Origin of the sequence: Rickettsia slovaca 13-B (genome assembly GCF_000237845.1) — a bacterium.
Taxonomy (GTDB): Bacteria; Pseudomonadota; Alphaproteobacteria; order Rickettsiales; family Rickettsiaceae; genus Rickettsia; species Rickettsia rickettsii.
The window spans coordinates 819,477-831,981 of record NC_016639.1 but is presented as its reverse complement, the minus strand read 5'-3'; the positions used below and the strand labels follow the sequence as shown (position 1 = coordinate 831,981).

The following is a 12,505-nucleotide window of genomic DNA, read 5'->3' as shown; positions in this document are numbered from 1 at the left end:
GCGGGAATGACATAAAACGAGCCATTAATTCTTAAGACAATACAACCTTTTTAAAAATTGTAGGGTATTATAATGAAAACCACTTTACCTCAGCGTTCTCTAAAAATCCAAGCTAGGCTTAATTTTATAGTGTAGCAAATTCTAGATATTGCACAAGATAAAATCGCTATGATTATCTTTGGCTCTTTTGCAAGAGGTGATTGGGTGCGTGATCTACCTAACGGTTACCATACGGCAAGGATTAATCAGTAGGAGTTCTCAGTATTGTCTGCGTGACTTCCTAATCGTCATTGCGAGGAAATTGCATAGCAATTGACTAAGCAATCTCAGGAGTTTGTTATTATTTTATAAGATTGCCACGCAGCCTACGGCTGCTCGCAATGACGATTTGGGTATTCAAGCAAGCCTTTTGCAGGAATGACAATGAGATCTTTATCACCTTTAAGAAATACAAAGTATAAATAAGTAGAATATGATAAAAGAACTATTAAATAGTAATTTAACTCTGTTGCTAAAGTCAAATAGAGTAGTAGTGCAAGATATAGAACATTATGTAAAACAATGTAGCTTTGAAAATGTTTTAAAAGAGTCTATTTTTCTCTTGATAAAGTGGGCCTAGTAAGGAGTTTAAATGAATTACGTGCAGTATCTACTACTGAACTATTTTCGGTATCTACAAATAATGCACTAAAAGTTGGCTAAATGGTTAGTTGAAGAAAAAAAAGCAAATGTTAATATGTGTAGTGATATTTTGAAGAATACTCCTTGAAATTCAGCCGCACGTCACGGAAATTGTAGCAGAATATCTAATATCAAAAGGCGCTGCAGTAAACGGGAACGAGGAGCTTGGCTAGGATCACCTTTATATGAAGCAGTAAGCACTTTAATGTAGCAAAACTATTACTTAAGAACGGAGCTGAGGTGGATCAAAGAAAATCCGGAGGAGAATACCTTTGCATGCGGTTGCTAAAAATGTTCGATGTACTTCTAAAGATATTAAGGATGATGAAATATATAAGCTGTTAGTATCATATGGTGCTGATATCAACGCAAAAGTAGAATTTAAAGGAGTAGGGTTTAGTATATATGATGGAAAAACGATATCAGAAATAGTAGAATTTAAAATAGCATTCGTCGGTGAAAGTGAAGTAATAACGGAAGAATAATGATGTTTTGAGATATCTTAACATATTTATAGGCATTGCCTAGAAATCGTTGATACCGTCATTGTAAGCGGCTGTAGGCTCCTGTTGCATGGATACCAAATCGTCATTGCGAGCGACTGTAAGGAGCGTGGCAATCCAGAAAAATAATAAAAATGCTACGCATTTTACTAGATTGCTTCGTCAATTACTTTGTAATTTTCCTCGTAATGACGTCAACTTTTCAAATTATCAACTTTTTCTAGGCAATGTCTATTTATCGACACGGTAGTTATTGACAAGTTTAGGAAAAAGTTTTATATTCTTCACAAGTTTAAGAAAAAGTTAATAGTATATGTCTAAAGCAAAAACAGCTTCCAAAAATAACCCGACTTCTAGGGAACAGGCTAAAGAATATTTTCATAACGGTCAGAAAATCAAACCGGTCAAGCTTATTGCTGCTCAAAAGTCTTTTCTAGCTGCCGAATATGAATCTTCCGGAGATTTAGTCGTAGGGAGCAATGGTCAGCCATTACCTTGGGGATTAGTTAAAAGCTTATCTTAATATTTTCACTTCCAAAAACCTCGCCAATAAATAATCGGGGGCATAGCTCAGGGGTAGAGCATCTGCTTTGCACGCAGAGGGTCAAGGGTTCGATTCCCTTTGCCTCCACCACTTCCGATAAGGGGTTCAAGGCTTTTTGAAATTTAGTAAAAACTTTGAATGTTCCTTTTGTTTTAATTTTCGCTCCATGTCTTGCTAAAAAAATATTCTGTACCTACTATTATTGGTTATGGGAAGTATTTACAACAGCAGAATCTAGGCAAAAATAATAATCTACATACTCAAAAGCTGAGGTGACTATTTACTTGAGAAAGAAATATACGAAGCTTTGCTAGAACTCAGTAATTATAGCAGTGAAGAGAATAATAAATTATTAAATACGACTTATTTTCTTATAAATTAATAAAAAAATAAGGATATAATATGAGTGGTACAACAAAAAATATAAATGCAAAGGGAGCAGCAAGCATGGGTCTTGATAGTTGGCTTGGCGTTACTGTAGGTGCTAATATTACTCACTCTTTTAGTTTAGATACTAATAGTAATATTTTTTAGGTATCACCGGTACTATGAATTACTATAATGGCTTAGGTAGTATAGACATAAATAATGCACGTGTTAATTTTAATATAACTAATAGAGCTTTAGAAATAAATGCTAATAACAGACCTTTTAAATTGATTGTAGACGAGGATTTTTCTATAAAAATTGCAGAGTTTAACACCTATGAAAATGAGCAATATACTTTTACAAATCATTATCAAGATAAAATGAGTTTCCAAGATATAAATACGTTAGCAAAAATAACTAATCTATCTCATAAAGAATTTGTTAAAATTTTATCTAATAATTATACGCTAGAAGAAATAAAGGAGATTGCAGATAAATATAAAGCAATAGATAAAGAGGCATTAAATTTATTTATAGGACAAAATTATAAGCTTTTTTATAGCTCTGATCAAACTGAAAATCCTTTTAAAGATCATACTCCATTTTTAAATTAGTAGACAAGTCTTTAGAAGAAAGTCCAATCCTTAATCTAATGCCTGTTGACCTTAAAATATCATATAGCTTCTTATTTAGAGGACGAAGTCGATATAATAGGCAATGACAGCTAAATCCTCTATCTACTACAATGCAAGCTGGCATACAATACATATTGGCATGCAAGAAGATTTAAGCTACACTGCAAAGCTTACCAATAACTTAATACATAAAAATGGTACGCAATGGCTTTATGTTCTAGATCAGGCATTAAATTTATACCAGCTAGGTACTCAGACTATGCAGATAGCAGGCGATATAAGAAAGCTAGTAGCAGGCACATCGCTGGTAGACTTAAAGAAAAATTTACAAAATCTTGACTCTGTAAGATTTGGTATGTAGGTATCAAGGGGAGTAAGTACTACAAATAATTTAGTAGTTGAGAGTTTGCAGGACGTAATACAAGATTTTGATATGATTACTAATGGATTAAATAAAGAAGAAAAAGCAGCTTTGAAAACAAGATTCAGTTGCTTAAAGATGATTGCTCAAACAAAGGAAGCTATTTATGCCAAAGCATTTGATATTTCAACGCACTATTTAAAAACGTTTAAAGGCACAGGTTGAAAAGGTATGTTAATAGCTCCTTCTAGATTAATTGCCGTTCGTTTTAAAAAATTTTTAGATGATATAGGACAAGTAAGTTCTGAAGTTGTTATATCTGCTACTGATGACCGGGACGGTTATAAAGATATTGAAAGCGAAAATGAAGTAGATAAATTTATAAAAAACATGAGGGAACAATATGGAGCAAAATTCAATAATAGAATTATTAAAAAATTTAAAAGTTCCGATGATCCTGAAATTTTAATTGTAGTTTCAAAATTACTAACCGGTTTTGATGCACCGTGTAATGTCGTTATTTACATATGCAAAGAATGAAAAGAGCATAGTCTTTTACAAGCAATTGCTCGTGCGAATCGTCTATTTGAAGAAAAAGGGAAAACTAAAGAATACGGTTACATAATTGACTATGTAGGGTTATCGAATCAATTAAAACAAGCACATCAATTTTATGAAAATTATGGTTTAAACAATTTTGATAGAGAAGATTTAGAAGATGCTATATTTTTTGTAGATAATAAATTGAAAGCATTTTTTCTGTTACTACAAGAAATTAAAAATATTTTTATAAATGTGCCTAACGATTTGGATTCTGAACAGCTCGAACAGCATTTAGCCGATGAAGTTATACGCAATAAGTTTTATTTCTTGTTGAATAAATTTAAAAATCTGATGTCTATAGCTTCTAATTCTTATGAATTTTATGAAGAAAAAGAACAAGTTAATTTAGAATAAAATTTAATAAGCTCAAAGAGATAGTGGAAAAGCGTTATAAAGAAAAACCGGATAAAAAAATATATACCGCTCAAGTCATGAAGTTGCTTGATGAGTATGTTATTGCCGGTCATATTACTAAAACTGAGGCGGTTAACATTCGGTCATGGATATGGCTAATCAAATACAAGATACTATTAAGGATTATATCAGTATCGATCCTGCCTTTTATCAAAAATTTTCTACCCTTAATAAATAACACAATAATACAGCATCATAATAAACGTTTATCGGATAGTGATCTTTTAAATAGAGTGAAAAAAATAAGAGCTGAATTTAAAAATGATGTGCCAAGTGAACTCGGCACTAACAAAACAATAATAGCTTCTTACAGAATCGAAAAGATCAAAATCAGCGTGAAAATGCCATTCAAATTGCTCTTGATACCTATGACATCATTAAGCAGGAAATAATTGTTCATTGGACAAAAAACACTTCCATTTTAAATGAAAAATTCACTTGATGATTATTTTGTTGATGTTGTTAAAAAAGAAATGAGGATTGACTTTAATAATGAAAATTTAAGTGATGTTGTGGAAAGCCTAATTGATTTTGCTAAAGATCATGAAGCTAAATGATTTGGCTTAAATAACGCAAATAGCGAATTATTGCATAATGCGCTATTGTAGAATTTTTAAGCTATCAATATTTATATAATATCTTTAGTCGTATTATCGTAATATTTTCCTAATATGTCTAAAGCGTTTTGGTCATAGTCATTTTGAGCTTCCATATGCCATACCGGTTCATAATCGCGAGCTGCTAAAAAATGTTTTGTATAATGTTTTAATTCTCTCTCACCTGAGTTACCAAGTTTGTATGAAAGTGTATACGAAATGGTGGGTTGATTTGGGGCCTTTTCTATTTTTTATTGAATATAATTATACTGTAATTCGTTTGTATTGCCTATAATGTGGATATGAAATTTATGTGTCTGTTGTAAGTTATATATCTCTGTTAGCTTTTCAGGTTCTATTTTGCACATAGTATTCCAGCCTTTATCAAATACCTCATTATCTCGTATAGGATTACCGTTTTTTTCTTGTATAAGCTCATTCATTTTCTTACGAAATTTTGCGGTAGTTATTTTACCGGTTTTATACTGATCTATTATTCCGTTAGTTTTTCTTCTTCTTTTGCCATAGTAGCAATATCCGGTATACTTAGTCCGCTGTATTTGCTAAATTTTATTATAGCGAGTTCCCTCTTGGTTAAAATTACCTGAGAATATTTAAAAACATGAGCTTTTATCATAGTGATTACCTATAAATTGTTAGTTTTAAAAATATAAAATTGTTAAATAAAAAATCAATATTATAATATTAAGAAATCATATTTAGGGTAAAATAATGAGTTTAAAATCCGCTTGGCTAGATACGCCTCTTGGTTCTATGCTGGCAATTAGTGATACAGAGAGGCTTTATTTGCTCGATTTTGTTGAAAGTAAAGGATTAGAGTATAAAATTAAAAGACTTAAGATTAACACAAAATCGGCTATTACTGAAGATCGCACTAGACCGATTATATCAATTGAAGAGGAGCTTAAATCTTACTTTAGCGGTACTTTGCAAAAATTTAATACTCCGATATATCTTTTAGGAAGCGAATTTCAAAAATTAGTATGGCAAGAGCTAATGAATGTACCTTATGGTGAAACAAGAAGTTACTTTACCCAAGCTAAATTAATAGGTATGGAAAGATCTTATAGAGCCGTTGCAAATGCTAATGGAGCAAATAAATTTGCTATAATTATTCCGTGTCACCGCATCATCAATAATAACGGTAAGCTTGGCGGTTATGGTTCAGGGCTAGATCGCAAAAAATGGCTTATCGAGCATGAGAGACAGAAGTATTAAATAAAAAATCAATGCCTGAATTTTGGTTACAGGAGTTTTAAAAAGTTCATATAATATAATTATAAATTTATATTATAGGATAAATTAATATGTTTAATAAGCTTCAAAGACAAGAATATTATCAGGCATTCGTTAATAAAGATGACAGATATGAAAATATCTTTTTTGTAGCGGTTAAAATAACAAGAGTATTTTGTAGACCGACTTGTCCTGCACGGAAACCTAAATTTGAAAATTGTGAATTTTATAAAACTGCTAAGGAAGCTTGGCATGCTTCATATAGACCTGGTCAGCGTTGCAAGCTTCTTTCACATCCTTGGTGAAGAGCTTCAGGTTTAGTTTGTACTCTTGTTAATGCTATTGAGTTTAATCCTGCTAAAAGATGGAAAGATAGTGATTGTGATGAGCTATCAGTAGATGCTTCTACAGCACGTTGCCAATTTAAAAAACGTTTTGGTATGACGTTTGTAGAATATGCGAGAGCAAGGCGTATGGGTATTGCGATGAAGCAAATGCGCATGGGTGAATCGGTCATGAATACACAAATTGATATGGGTTATGAGTCAAGTAGCGGTTTGCGAGATGCTGTCTCTAAAATAATGGGAGGACCGCCGACAAAATTTAACCGGCATTTAAATATTTTAAAAGCGGCTTGGCTAGATACGCCTCTTGTTTCTATGCTGGCAATTAGTGATGAAAAATTGCTTTATTTGCTAGAGTTTGTTGATAGAAGAGGTTTGGAGCGTGCACTTGAGAGGCTAAGGATTAAGACAGAATCTGCTATTATTCCTGGAAGCACTGAACCGATTTGAATGATTGAAGAGGATCTTCAATTGTACTTTAACGGTACTTTACAAAAATTTAATACGCCTATATAGCTTTTAGGAAGCCCATTTCAAAAAATGGTTTGGCAAGAATTAATGAATATACCTTACGGTGAAACACGAAGCTATTTAAATCAGGCTAAAGTTTTGGGCAAACCTAATTCTTATAGAGCTGTTGCAAATGCTAATGGTATGAATCAGTTAGCAATCATTGTTCCTTGTCATCGTATTATTAATAGCAATGGCAAACTTGGAGGCTATGGCAGGGGATTACATCGTAAAAAATGGCTTATTGAACATGAGAGAAAATTTACAACAAATTAGAAATATTTTATTTGAGAATGCTACTATTCCTGTAGAACGTAGAATGCTATTCTTGAAAACTAGAGAAGGAGAGTATGGAGAGCATGACCAATTTATTGGTATTACCGTGCCGACTTTACGTACAATAGCTAAAAGTTATTTATAATTTGGATATGGAGGATTTAAGCCGACTTATTACTTCAGAATTTAATGAAGAGAAATTTTTAGCATTAGCTATTTTGATTATGCAATATCAGACAGCACAGGATAAAGAGTTTTTGTATAATTTTTATTTAAACAATATAAAACACGTAAATAATTGGAATTTAGTGGATGCATCAGCTCATCATATAATCGGAGCTTATTTATTGGATAAAGAAAAGGATTATCTCTTTACACTAACAAAATCGGAAATTCTATGGGAAAGACGAATAGCTATAGTTGCTACTTGGTATTTTATCAAAAATAATACATTAGATACGACTTTTGAAATAGCAAAATTACTCTTAAACGATAAACATGATTTAATGTATAAAGCAGTAGGTTGGATGCTACGTGAAGCAGGAAAAAAAGATGCAAAACAATTAATAGATTTTTTGGATCGCTATACTTTACAAATGCCAAGAATCGCAGTTCGTTATGCTATAGAGAGATTACCACAGGAAGTGTACAAAAAATATCTTTTAAAAAACTAGATTTATATTTAATCTATGTTAATATTTCATTTTAATTTATTAAGGGTATTATTATGCTAAAAACATTACTAATTAGTTTTATAACTTTAATTTGTGCAGTAAACTATGCTGATAACCAAACAGCTCAAAATCCTAATTCTACAACTTCTTCTTCTGATCAGCCCGATGATTTACCTGCAGAGGCAGCCGTTCACTTTGCACAGCCTTGGGCAAGACCTACAACAAATGTGCAAGGTAAAGTTAGCAATTCTGCTATGTATTTTACATTAATAAATAGTAGAAGTAAGAGTTATAATTTAGTGAATATATCTTCAGATAAGATAAGTGGAATAGAAATTCATCAAACAATTAATGATCAAGGGGTTACTAAAATGGTAAAAGTGGATTATCCATTTTTAATTGCCGGTAATATTAATGTTGATTTTAAGCCTGGTGACATGCATATTATGCTTTATGACCCAAAAGTAGATTTAAATGTAGGAGATGAGTTTAAAATAACCTTTTTCTTTGATGACAATACACGAAAAATAGTGAATGTTAAAGTCGCAAATGACAATCCGTATAATAAAACGGGGAATTGAAGGTTATTGTTGCATGGTGCACTCTTCTATGTCATGCCCACAAAGGCGGGAATCCAGTAAAACCTATAAAAAACTTGTTTTTTTAGGTTTAATGTGTAATTTTTATATCAATATTAAGGTTATTTTTTCTGGATTTCGGCTTTTAGCTAAGAATGACATAGGACCACTATACACATGACCCTAGAAATTACCGGAAGTGAGTTAATTAAATCTAAACTTATAGATGCTCCTGAACGTTCAGGGGTTTATCGAATGTTTGACGTTAACAAGCAAGTTCTCTATGTCGGTAAAGCTAAAAATTTAAAGAAACGCCTTACTAATTACATTAAAAGCAATTTAGATAATAAGACGCTTCGGATGATTGCAAATACTTGTTTTTTAGAGTATAGCATCACTAATTCCGAAGTTGAAGCACTACTTTTAGAAGCACAGTTAATCAAGAAATTTCAGCCGAAATTTAATATTCTTCTTAAGGACTGCAAGTCTTTTCCTTTCATTAAGTTACGTTTAGATCATGATTTCCCACAATTACTAAAATATCGAGGTAAAACTCTAAGTGACGGGAAGTTTTTTGGTCCTTTTGCCTCGAGTGCGGAAGTTAATACTACTTTGACCGAACTACAAAAAATTTTTAAATTACGTTCCTGCACGGATAATTACTTTAATTCACGTACTCGCCCTTGCTTACAATATGAAATAAAACGTTGTTATGCTCCTTGCGTCGGTAAAATAAACAAGGAAGACTATAGAGACTTAGTAACTCAGGTTAAAGATTTCTTACAAGGTCGCACTAAAGAACTCCAAGAGAACCTATCTAGAAAGATGGAAGAGCTAAGTAGTCAGATGCGTTTTGAAGAGGCGGCAGAAATTAGAGATCGCATTAAAGCACTTAGTTATGTGCAGCTTAAGGCAGGGGTTTCAGATGTCGTTAAAGACGCAGATATAATCGCTATTGTGGAAAAGAACGGGCATTATTGCGTGGAAGTGTTTTTATATAGGGCAGGGCAAGCATGCGGTAATATTCCTTATTTTCCTACTTCTACCGAAAATAGTACCAAAGAAGAAGTATTAGAATATTTTTTATTACAATTTTACCAAAAACAACACGTGCCTGCGGCAATTATAATTAATCATGAAATTAATGATAAAGAGAATGTGATAGAGGCGATTAAGAAAATCAACGATATACTTCAGCTTAATATTACAGTACCTAATAAAGGCGGTAAGGCTAAATTAGTTCAAAATGCTGAGACAAATGCTTTATTTTCTCTAGAGCAGTATTTGAAGAAATTTGCAAAAAATCAAGAGATTATGTTTGAAATTAAAGAGCTATTTGGTCTTTCTGAAATTCCTGAAAGAATTGAGATTTATGATAATAGCCATATTCAAGGTAAGTTTGCGGTTGGAGTGATGGTAGTTGCTGGTAAAGTCGGTTTTGATAAAAAAGAATATCGGGTTTTTAATGTCCATGCTCCCTCTCTCGTATGTCATTCCCGTGAAAGCGGGGATCCAAAAAGGTTAATGGATTCCTGCTTTCGCGGGAATGGCATAAAGAACTGCGGGGGTGACATAAAAGGTAACGATTATGAGATGCTCCGGCAAGTCCTAACAAGGCGGCTTACAAGGTTAAGGCAAGAGCCGCATAAATTGCCAAGCTTAATGATTATAGACGGCGGCAAAGGGCATTTAGGCGTTGTTAAAGAGGTGATGGATAAATTTGAAATGAATATTCCTTTTGTTTGTATGTCAAAAGGAGTAGATAGAAATGCCGGTTTTGAACAGTTCCATGTGATAGGTAAGGAAGTATTTACTCTAGATAAGAATTTGCCGGTTATGAAATATTTACAAATCTTGCGAGATGAGGCACATAATTTTGCCATAAAGAATCATAGACTAGGTAGATCACGTGCTATAAAAATATCACGCCTTGACGATATAGAGGGCGTAGGTGAAACTCGAAAAAAAGCATTACTGCATTATTTCGGTTCGTATAAAGCAGTATGCGACGCAACCATATATGAGCTTGCTAAAGTAAATGGTATTAACAAGTTACTTGCTGAGATGATTTTTAATGTTTTGCACAGAAAAAACTAATATTATAACTCATGAAAAACCTAGTTGTATGAGTCGCGATGTCATTCCCGCGGAGGCGGGAATCCAGTCACTAAAAAGTCTAGACATACTAAATTTAAAAAATTAAAAGCTCGATTTTCCTACTTGTCACTGAATTCCCGCTTCCGCAGGAATGACATCGAGCAGGTTTCTGGATTCATGCAAAAGGCTAGCTTTTTATATCCTCAATAGGATCTTTAAGTTCTTGGCATGCTTCGCCTATTAATTTAGGTTCATCATTCTGAGATAAATCATTAATATTAAATTTAGTTAAGTCAGGATAATATGGAGTCATTGTACTATGAATAGAATAATTTAAAGTTCCTGTCATTAAAGAGTTAACAGCATCATTTTTTTGCTTAGTAGAGTAATACATATTACGCATATTTTCTGAATACGTAGCTATATCAGCTAAAGTGCTGCCATTAACGTCATCACGTGAATTTAAGCTTAAACTTTATTCTCTCAGTCTTGTCTTCAATAGGAATTATTATGCTATATTTTCCTTCAATACTATTTTGCTTAGACATAAAATCCTCATAATTTAATATATTAACTCAAGGTTAATAATTGAATTATTTAAAACTTCAAGTAAATAGATAATATATTTTATATGACTTTCTTCGTAATGACATTAGAATACCACCACCATCCTAGAATAAATATCACAAGACTCACCATTGTCCCTATGAACACTCCTCTAAGGTTGAAATATTGCAACGATAAAGAATAATATTCCCATATTAAGAAGATAGCTGCTCCGCCAAGTGATGATAAGACCATTATAGTTTTAGATGTTCTGATACCAAAAAGCGTTGTTATTAACGGTACTAATGTGACCGGTCCCCAGAAACCAGTGAAGAATACTACTAAGTCAATTACATTACTAAATTTTAAAGCTACAATTATTGCAAAACTTCCTATTATAACGTTAATAATTCGAGCAATTAATAATAATTTTTGCTGATTTTTAACCTTAAAAATAGGATTGATTATATCTTTAACAATAGCTATAGAAGTAACGTTTAAATCAGAATCAGCAGTAGACATAACGGCAGCTAAGAGTCCACTCATTACTATCCCTTGAATTAAAGTTGGGATGATTTGGTTGATTAAATAAGGTAATACTAAATTTGACGGTTGGTTTGGATAAAGCTTATAAGCAATTAAACCATTTAAAGTAATGCAAATCAAGAAGAAAAAATATATAGCGGATTTTGCATATATTGCTTTAGTTGTTTGCGTAGGATTTTTATTAATTAAAGCTCTTTGAATAAATGTAGGATATAGATTCATGACGCTAAAACTTAAAGCTGCTGCAATTGTATAAGAAAGTAGGTTGCTCCGATCAAAATTTGCATTTTCCGTAGGTAGGTTATTAATAAAATCTACAAAACCGATTTTATTTAAACTGATAAAAGTTATGGTTGGTATAGCGATTATCATCGCCAAAAATTGTAGTAAATTAGTAAAAACAATAGATTGTAAACCGCCTATTGTAGTATATATAAGTACTATACTATAACTTAAAATTACCCCATTTACATCATTTATTTCTAAGATATATTGAAAAATATAGCCGCTGACGCTTATTTGAGCAGCCAAAAACCCCACTGAAACGATAACCGAACTAACCCCTCCGATAAAACGACCTATATTACCGTAATATGTACTTAGGATATCGCCGATGCTTTCAGCTCCGTAATGTTTGGCAATTAAAGGCACTATATAGATTGCAATTAATATATCTATAGGTATTGTAAGTATAAGAGCGTAAGCATAATATTCATGCCCCAAAAAAGCCTTTTCCATAATGCCGAAAGTGGTGGCTCCTCCGACAGAACTTACAAATATCGTAGCTATTAATAACAGCTTACTATTTTGCGCTTTACTTTCAACATTTGCATAGTTCTTAAAACTACTATTTTTAGCTCGGTAATATATACCAATAAGTAGAATAGATATTAGGTATATGAATACGATAATATTATCAATAGGTAAATTAAACATAAATTAGATTTTAAAGCTCAAACTTAGCATTTGTT

General features: G+C 32.3%; 18 protein-coding genes, 1 tRNA gene and 5 pseudogenes. 19 read left to right on the top strand and 5 right to left on the bottom strand.

The window, feature by feature from the left end:
* Positions 1-72: 72 nt before the first annotated feature.
* A pseudogene (locus RSL_RS10060) lies at positions 73-234 on the top strand (nucleotidyltransferase); the annotation flags it as partial.
* Positions 235-365: 131 nt separating this feature from the next.
* On the opposite strand, the gene RSL_RS10055 reads toward RSL_RS10060, so the two are convergent.
* Positions 366-521, bottom strand: a complete 156-nt coding sequence (locus RSL_RS10055; protein ID WP_196792425.1) for a hypothetical protein — start codon at positions 519-521, stop codon at positions 366-368.
* A gap of 400 nt (positions 522-921) precedes the next feature.
* Between RSL_RS10055 and RSL_RS04505 the strand changes: the two are divergent.
* The 10 genes and pseudogenes from RSL_RS04505 to RSL_RS10515 all read left to right on the top strand — a co-directional run bounded on the left by RSL_RS04505 (position 922) and on the right by RSL_RS10515 (position 4,667).
* Positions 922-1,166 (top strand): annotated as a pseudogene (locus RSL_RS04505) (hypothetical protein).
* A gap of 331 nt (positions 1,167-1,497) precedes the next feature.
* Positions 1,498-1,707 (top strand): hypothetical protein, encoded by a 210-nt coding sequence (locus tag RSL_RS04500; protein ID WP_004998070.1) that lies wholly within the window; start codon positions 1,498-1,500, stop codon positions 1,705-1,707.
* A 36-nt stretch (positions 1,708-1,743) separates the two neighbouring features.
* Positions 1,744-1,818: transfer RNA gene (locus RSL_RS04495), tRNA-Ala, on the top strand.
* Positions 1,819-2,130: 312 nt separating this feature from the next.
* A complete protein-coding gene (locus RSL_RS10520; protein WP_014273625.1) occupies positions 2,131-2,262 on the top strand; it encodes a hypothetical protein in 132 nt (43 codons plus the stop codon).
* Between the two features lie 14 nt (positions 2,263-2,276).
* Positions 2,277-2,711, top strand: a complete 435-nt coding sequence (locus RSL_RS04490) for a hypothetical protein (protein WP_014419876.1) — start codon at positions 2,277-2,279, stop codon at positions 2,709-2,711.
* A gap of 103 nt (positions 2,712-2,814) precedes the next feature.
* Positions 2,815-3,093 (top strand): hypothetical protein, encoded by a 279-nt coding sequence (locus RSL_RS04485; RefSeq protein WP_014419875.1) that lies wholly within the window; start codon positions 2,815-2,817, stop codon positions 3,091-3,093.
* A 72-nt stretch (positions 3,094-3,165) separates the two neighbouring features.
* A pseudogene (locus tag RSL_RS04480) lies at positions 3,166-3,633 on the top strand (type I restriction enzyme subunit R domain-containing protein).
* Positions 3,634-3,837: 204 nt separating this feature from the next.
* The gene (locus RSL_RS04475) at positions 3,838-4,050 is read left to right on the top strand and encodes a hypothetical protein (protein ID WP_041472095.1); all 213 of its coding nucleotides are present in this window, start codon (positions 3,838-3,840) and stop codon (positions 4,048-4,050) included.
* A gap of 23 nt (positions 4,051-4,073) precedes the next feature.
* Positions 4,074-4,502 carry a hypothetical protein gene (locus RSL_RS04470; RefSeq protein WP_041472094.1) on the top strand — a complete coding sequence of 143 codons (429 nt, stop codon included), beginning with the start codon at positions 4,074-4,076 and terminating at the stop codon, positions 4,500-4,502.
* Positions 4,503-4,535: 33 nt separating this feature from the next.
* Positions 4,536-4,667, top strand: a complete 132-nt coding sequence (locus RSL_RS10515) for a hypothetical protein (RefSeq protein WP_014410871.1) — start codon at positions 4,536-4,538, stop codon at positions 4,665-4,667.
* Between the two features lie 290 nt (positions 4,668-4,957).
* Here RSL_RS10515 and RSL_RS04460 read toward each other — a convergent pair whose 3' ends face one another.
* Both RSL_RS04460 and RSL_RS09360 read right to left on the bottom strand, forming a co-directional pair.
* Positions 4,958-5,149, bottom strand: a complete 192-nt coding sequence (locus RSL_RS04460; RefSeq protein WP_014419874.1) for a hypothetical protein — start codon at positions 5,147-5,149, stop codon at positions 4,958-4,960.
* A gap of 50 nt (positions 5,150-5,199) precedes the next feature.
* A complete protein-coding gene (locus RSL_RS09360; protein WP_014273624.1) occupies positions 5,200-5,343 on the bottom strand; it encodes a hypothetical protein in 144 nt (47 codons plus the stop codon).
* A gap of 95 nt (positions 5,344-5,438) precedes the next feature.
* On the opposite strand from RSL_RS09360, the gene RSL_RS04455 reads away from it, so the two are divergent.
* The 8 genes and pseudogenes from RSL_RS04455 (at position 5,439) to uvrC (ending at position 10,442) form a co-directional block, all read left to right on the top strand.
* A complete protein-coding gene (locus RSL_RS04455) occupies positions 5,439-5,945 on the top strand; it encodes a methylated-DNA--[protein]-cysteine S-methyltransferase (RefSeq protein ID WP_014273623.1) in 507 nt (168 codons plus the stop codon).
* An 89-nt stretch (positions 5,946-6,034) separates the two neighbouring features.
* Positions 6,035-6,268, top strand: coding sequence for an Ada metal-binding domain-containing protein (locus RSL_RS10045; protein ID WP_014419873.1), 234 nt, complete (start codon positions 6,035-6,037; stop codon positions 6,266-6,268).
* Between the two features lie 135 nt (positions 6,269-6,403).
* Positions 6,404-6,514: pseudogene (locus RSL_RS10040) on the top strand (helix-turn-helix domain-containing protein); the annotation flags it as partial.
* Positions 6,515-6,544: 30 nt separating this feature from the next.
* Positions 6,545-7,093 (top strand): annotated as a pseudogene (locus tag RSL_RS10035) (methylated-DNA--[protein]-cysteine S-methyltransferase).
* Positions 7,068-7,238, top strand: coding sequence for a hypothetical protein (locus tag RSL_RS07985; RefSeq protein ID WP_014419870.1), 171 nt, complete (start codon positions 7,068-7,070; stop codon positions 7,236-7,238). The pseudogene RSL_RS10035 and the gene RSL_RS07985 overlap by 26 nt, the downstream one beginning before the upstream one ends.
* Positions 7,239-7,245: 7 nt before the next feature.
* Positions 7,246-7,767, top strand: coding sequence for a DNA alkylation repair protein (locus tag RSL_RS04435; RefSeq protein ID WP_014419869.1), 522 nt, complete (start codon positions 7,246-7,248; stop codon positions 7,765-7,767).
* Between the two features lie 53 nt (positions 7,768-7,820).
* Positions 7,821-8,348, top strand: a complete 528-nt coding sequence (locus tag RSL_RS04430; RefSeq protein WP_014273622.1) for a copper chaperone PCu(A)C — start codon at positions 7,821-7,823, stop codon at positions 8,346-8,348.
* A 174-nt stretch (positions 8,349-8,522) separates the two neighbouring features.
* Positions 8,523-10,442, top strand: a complete 1,920-nt coding sequence (uvrC, locus tag RSL_RS04425) for an excinuclease ABC subunit UvrC (protein ID WP_014273621.1) — start codon at positions 8,523-8,525, stop codon at positions 10,440-10,442.
* A gap of 187 nt (positions 10,443-10,629) precedes the next feature.
* Here uvrC and RSL_RS04420 read toward each other — a convergent pair whose 3' ends face one another.
* Positions 10,630-10,845: a hypothetical protein gene (locus RSL_RS04420; RefSeq protein WP_014419868.1), complete on the bottom strand. Its 216-nt coding sequence runs from the start codon at positions 10,843-10,845 to the stop codon at positions 10,630-10,632.
* 224 nt (positions 10,846-11,069) lie between these two features.
* Entirely contained in the window at positions 11,070-12,470 is a 1,401-nt protein-coding gene (locus RSL_RS04415) for a sodium:solute symporter family protein (protein WP_014273619.1), read from the bottom strand.
* Positions 12,471-12,505 lie beyond the last annotated feature (35 nt).

Excerpts from the sequence above, each read along its gene's own strand:
- RSL_RS04485 (WP_014419875.1), top strand. The coding sequence starts at position 2,815 with ATGACAGCTAAATCCTCTATCTACTACAATGCAAGCTGGCATACAATA.
- RSL_RS04490 (WP_014419876.1), top strand. The coding sequence starts at position 2,277 with ATGAATTACTATAATGGCTTAGGTAGTATAGACATAAATAATGCACGT.
- RSL_RS10515 (WP_014410871.1), top strand. The coding sequence starts at position 4,536 with ATGAAAAATTCACTTGATGATTATTTTGTTGATGTTGTTAAAAAAGAA.
- RSL_RS04455 (WP_014273623.1), top strand. The coding sequence starts at position 5,439 with ATGAGTTTAAAATCCGCTTGGCTAGATACGCCTCTTGGTTCTATGCTG.
- RSL_RS10520 (WP_014273625.1), top strand. The coding sequence starts at position 2,131 with ATGAGTGGTACAACAAAAAATATAAATGCAAAGGGAGCAGCAAGCATG.
- RSL_RS07985 (WP_014419870.1), top strand. The coding sequence starts at position 7,068 with ATGAGAGAAAATTTACAACAAATTAGAAATATTTTATTTGAGAATGCT.
- RSL_RS04500 (WP_004998070.1), top strand. The coding sequence starts at position 1,498 with ATGTCTAAAGCAAAAACAGCTTCCAAAAATAACCCGACTTCTAGGGAA.
- uvrC (WP_014273621.1), top strand. The coding sequence starts at position 8,523 with ATGACCCTAGAAATTACCGGAAGTGAGTTAATTAAATCTAAACTTATA.
- RSL_RS04460 (WP_014419874.1), bottom strand. The coding sequence starts at position 5,149 with ATGAATGAGCTTATACAAGAAAAAAACGGTAATCCTATACGAGATAAT.
- RSL_RS04430 (WP_014273622.1), top strand. The coding sequence starts at position 7,821 with ATGCTAAAAACATTACTAATTAGTTTTATAACTTTAATTTGTGCAGTA.
- RSL_RS04420 (WP_014419868.1), bottom strand. The coding sequence starts at position 10,845 with ATGCGTAATATGTATTACTCTACTAAGCAAAAAAATGATGCTGTTAAC.
- RSL_RS09360 (WP_014273624.1), bottom strand. The coding sequence starts at position 5,343 with ATGATAAAAGCTCATGTTTTTAAATATTCTCAGGTAATTTTAACCAAG.
- RSL_RS10045 (WP_014419873.1), top strand. The coding sequence starts at position 6,035 with ATGTTTAATAAGCTTCAAAGACAAGAATATTATCAGGCATTCGTTAAT.
- RSL_RS04435 (WP_014419869.1), top strand. The coding sequence starts at position 7,246 with ATGGAGGATTTAAGCCGACTTATTACTTCAGAATTTAATGAAGAGAAA.
- RSL_RS04415 (WP_014273619.1), bottom strand. The coding sequence starts at position 12,470 with ATGTTTAATTTACCTATTGATAATATTATCGTATTCATATACCTAATA.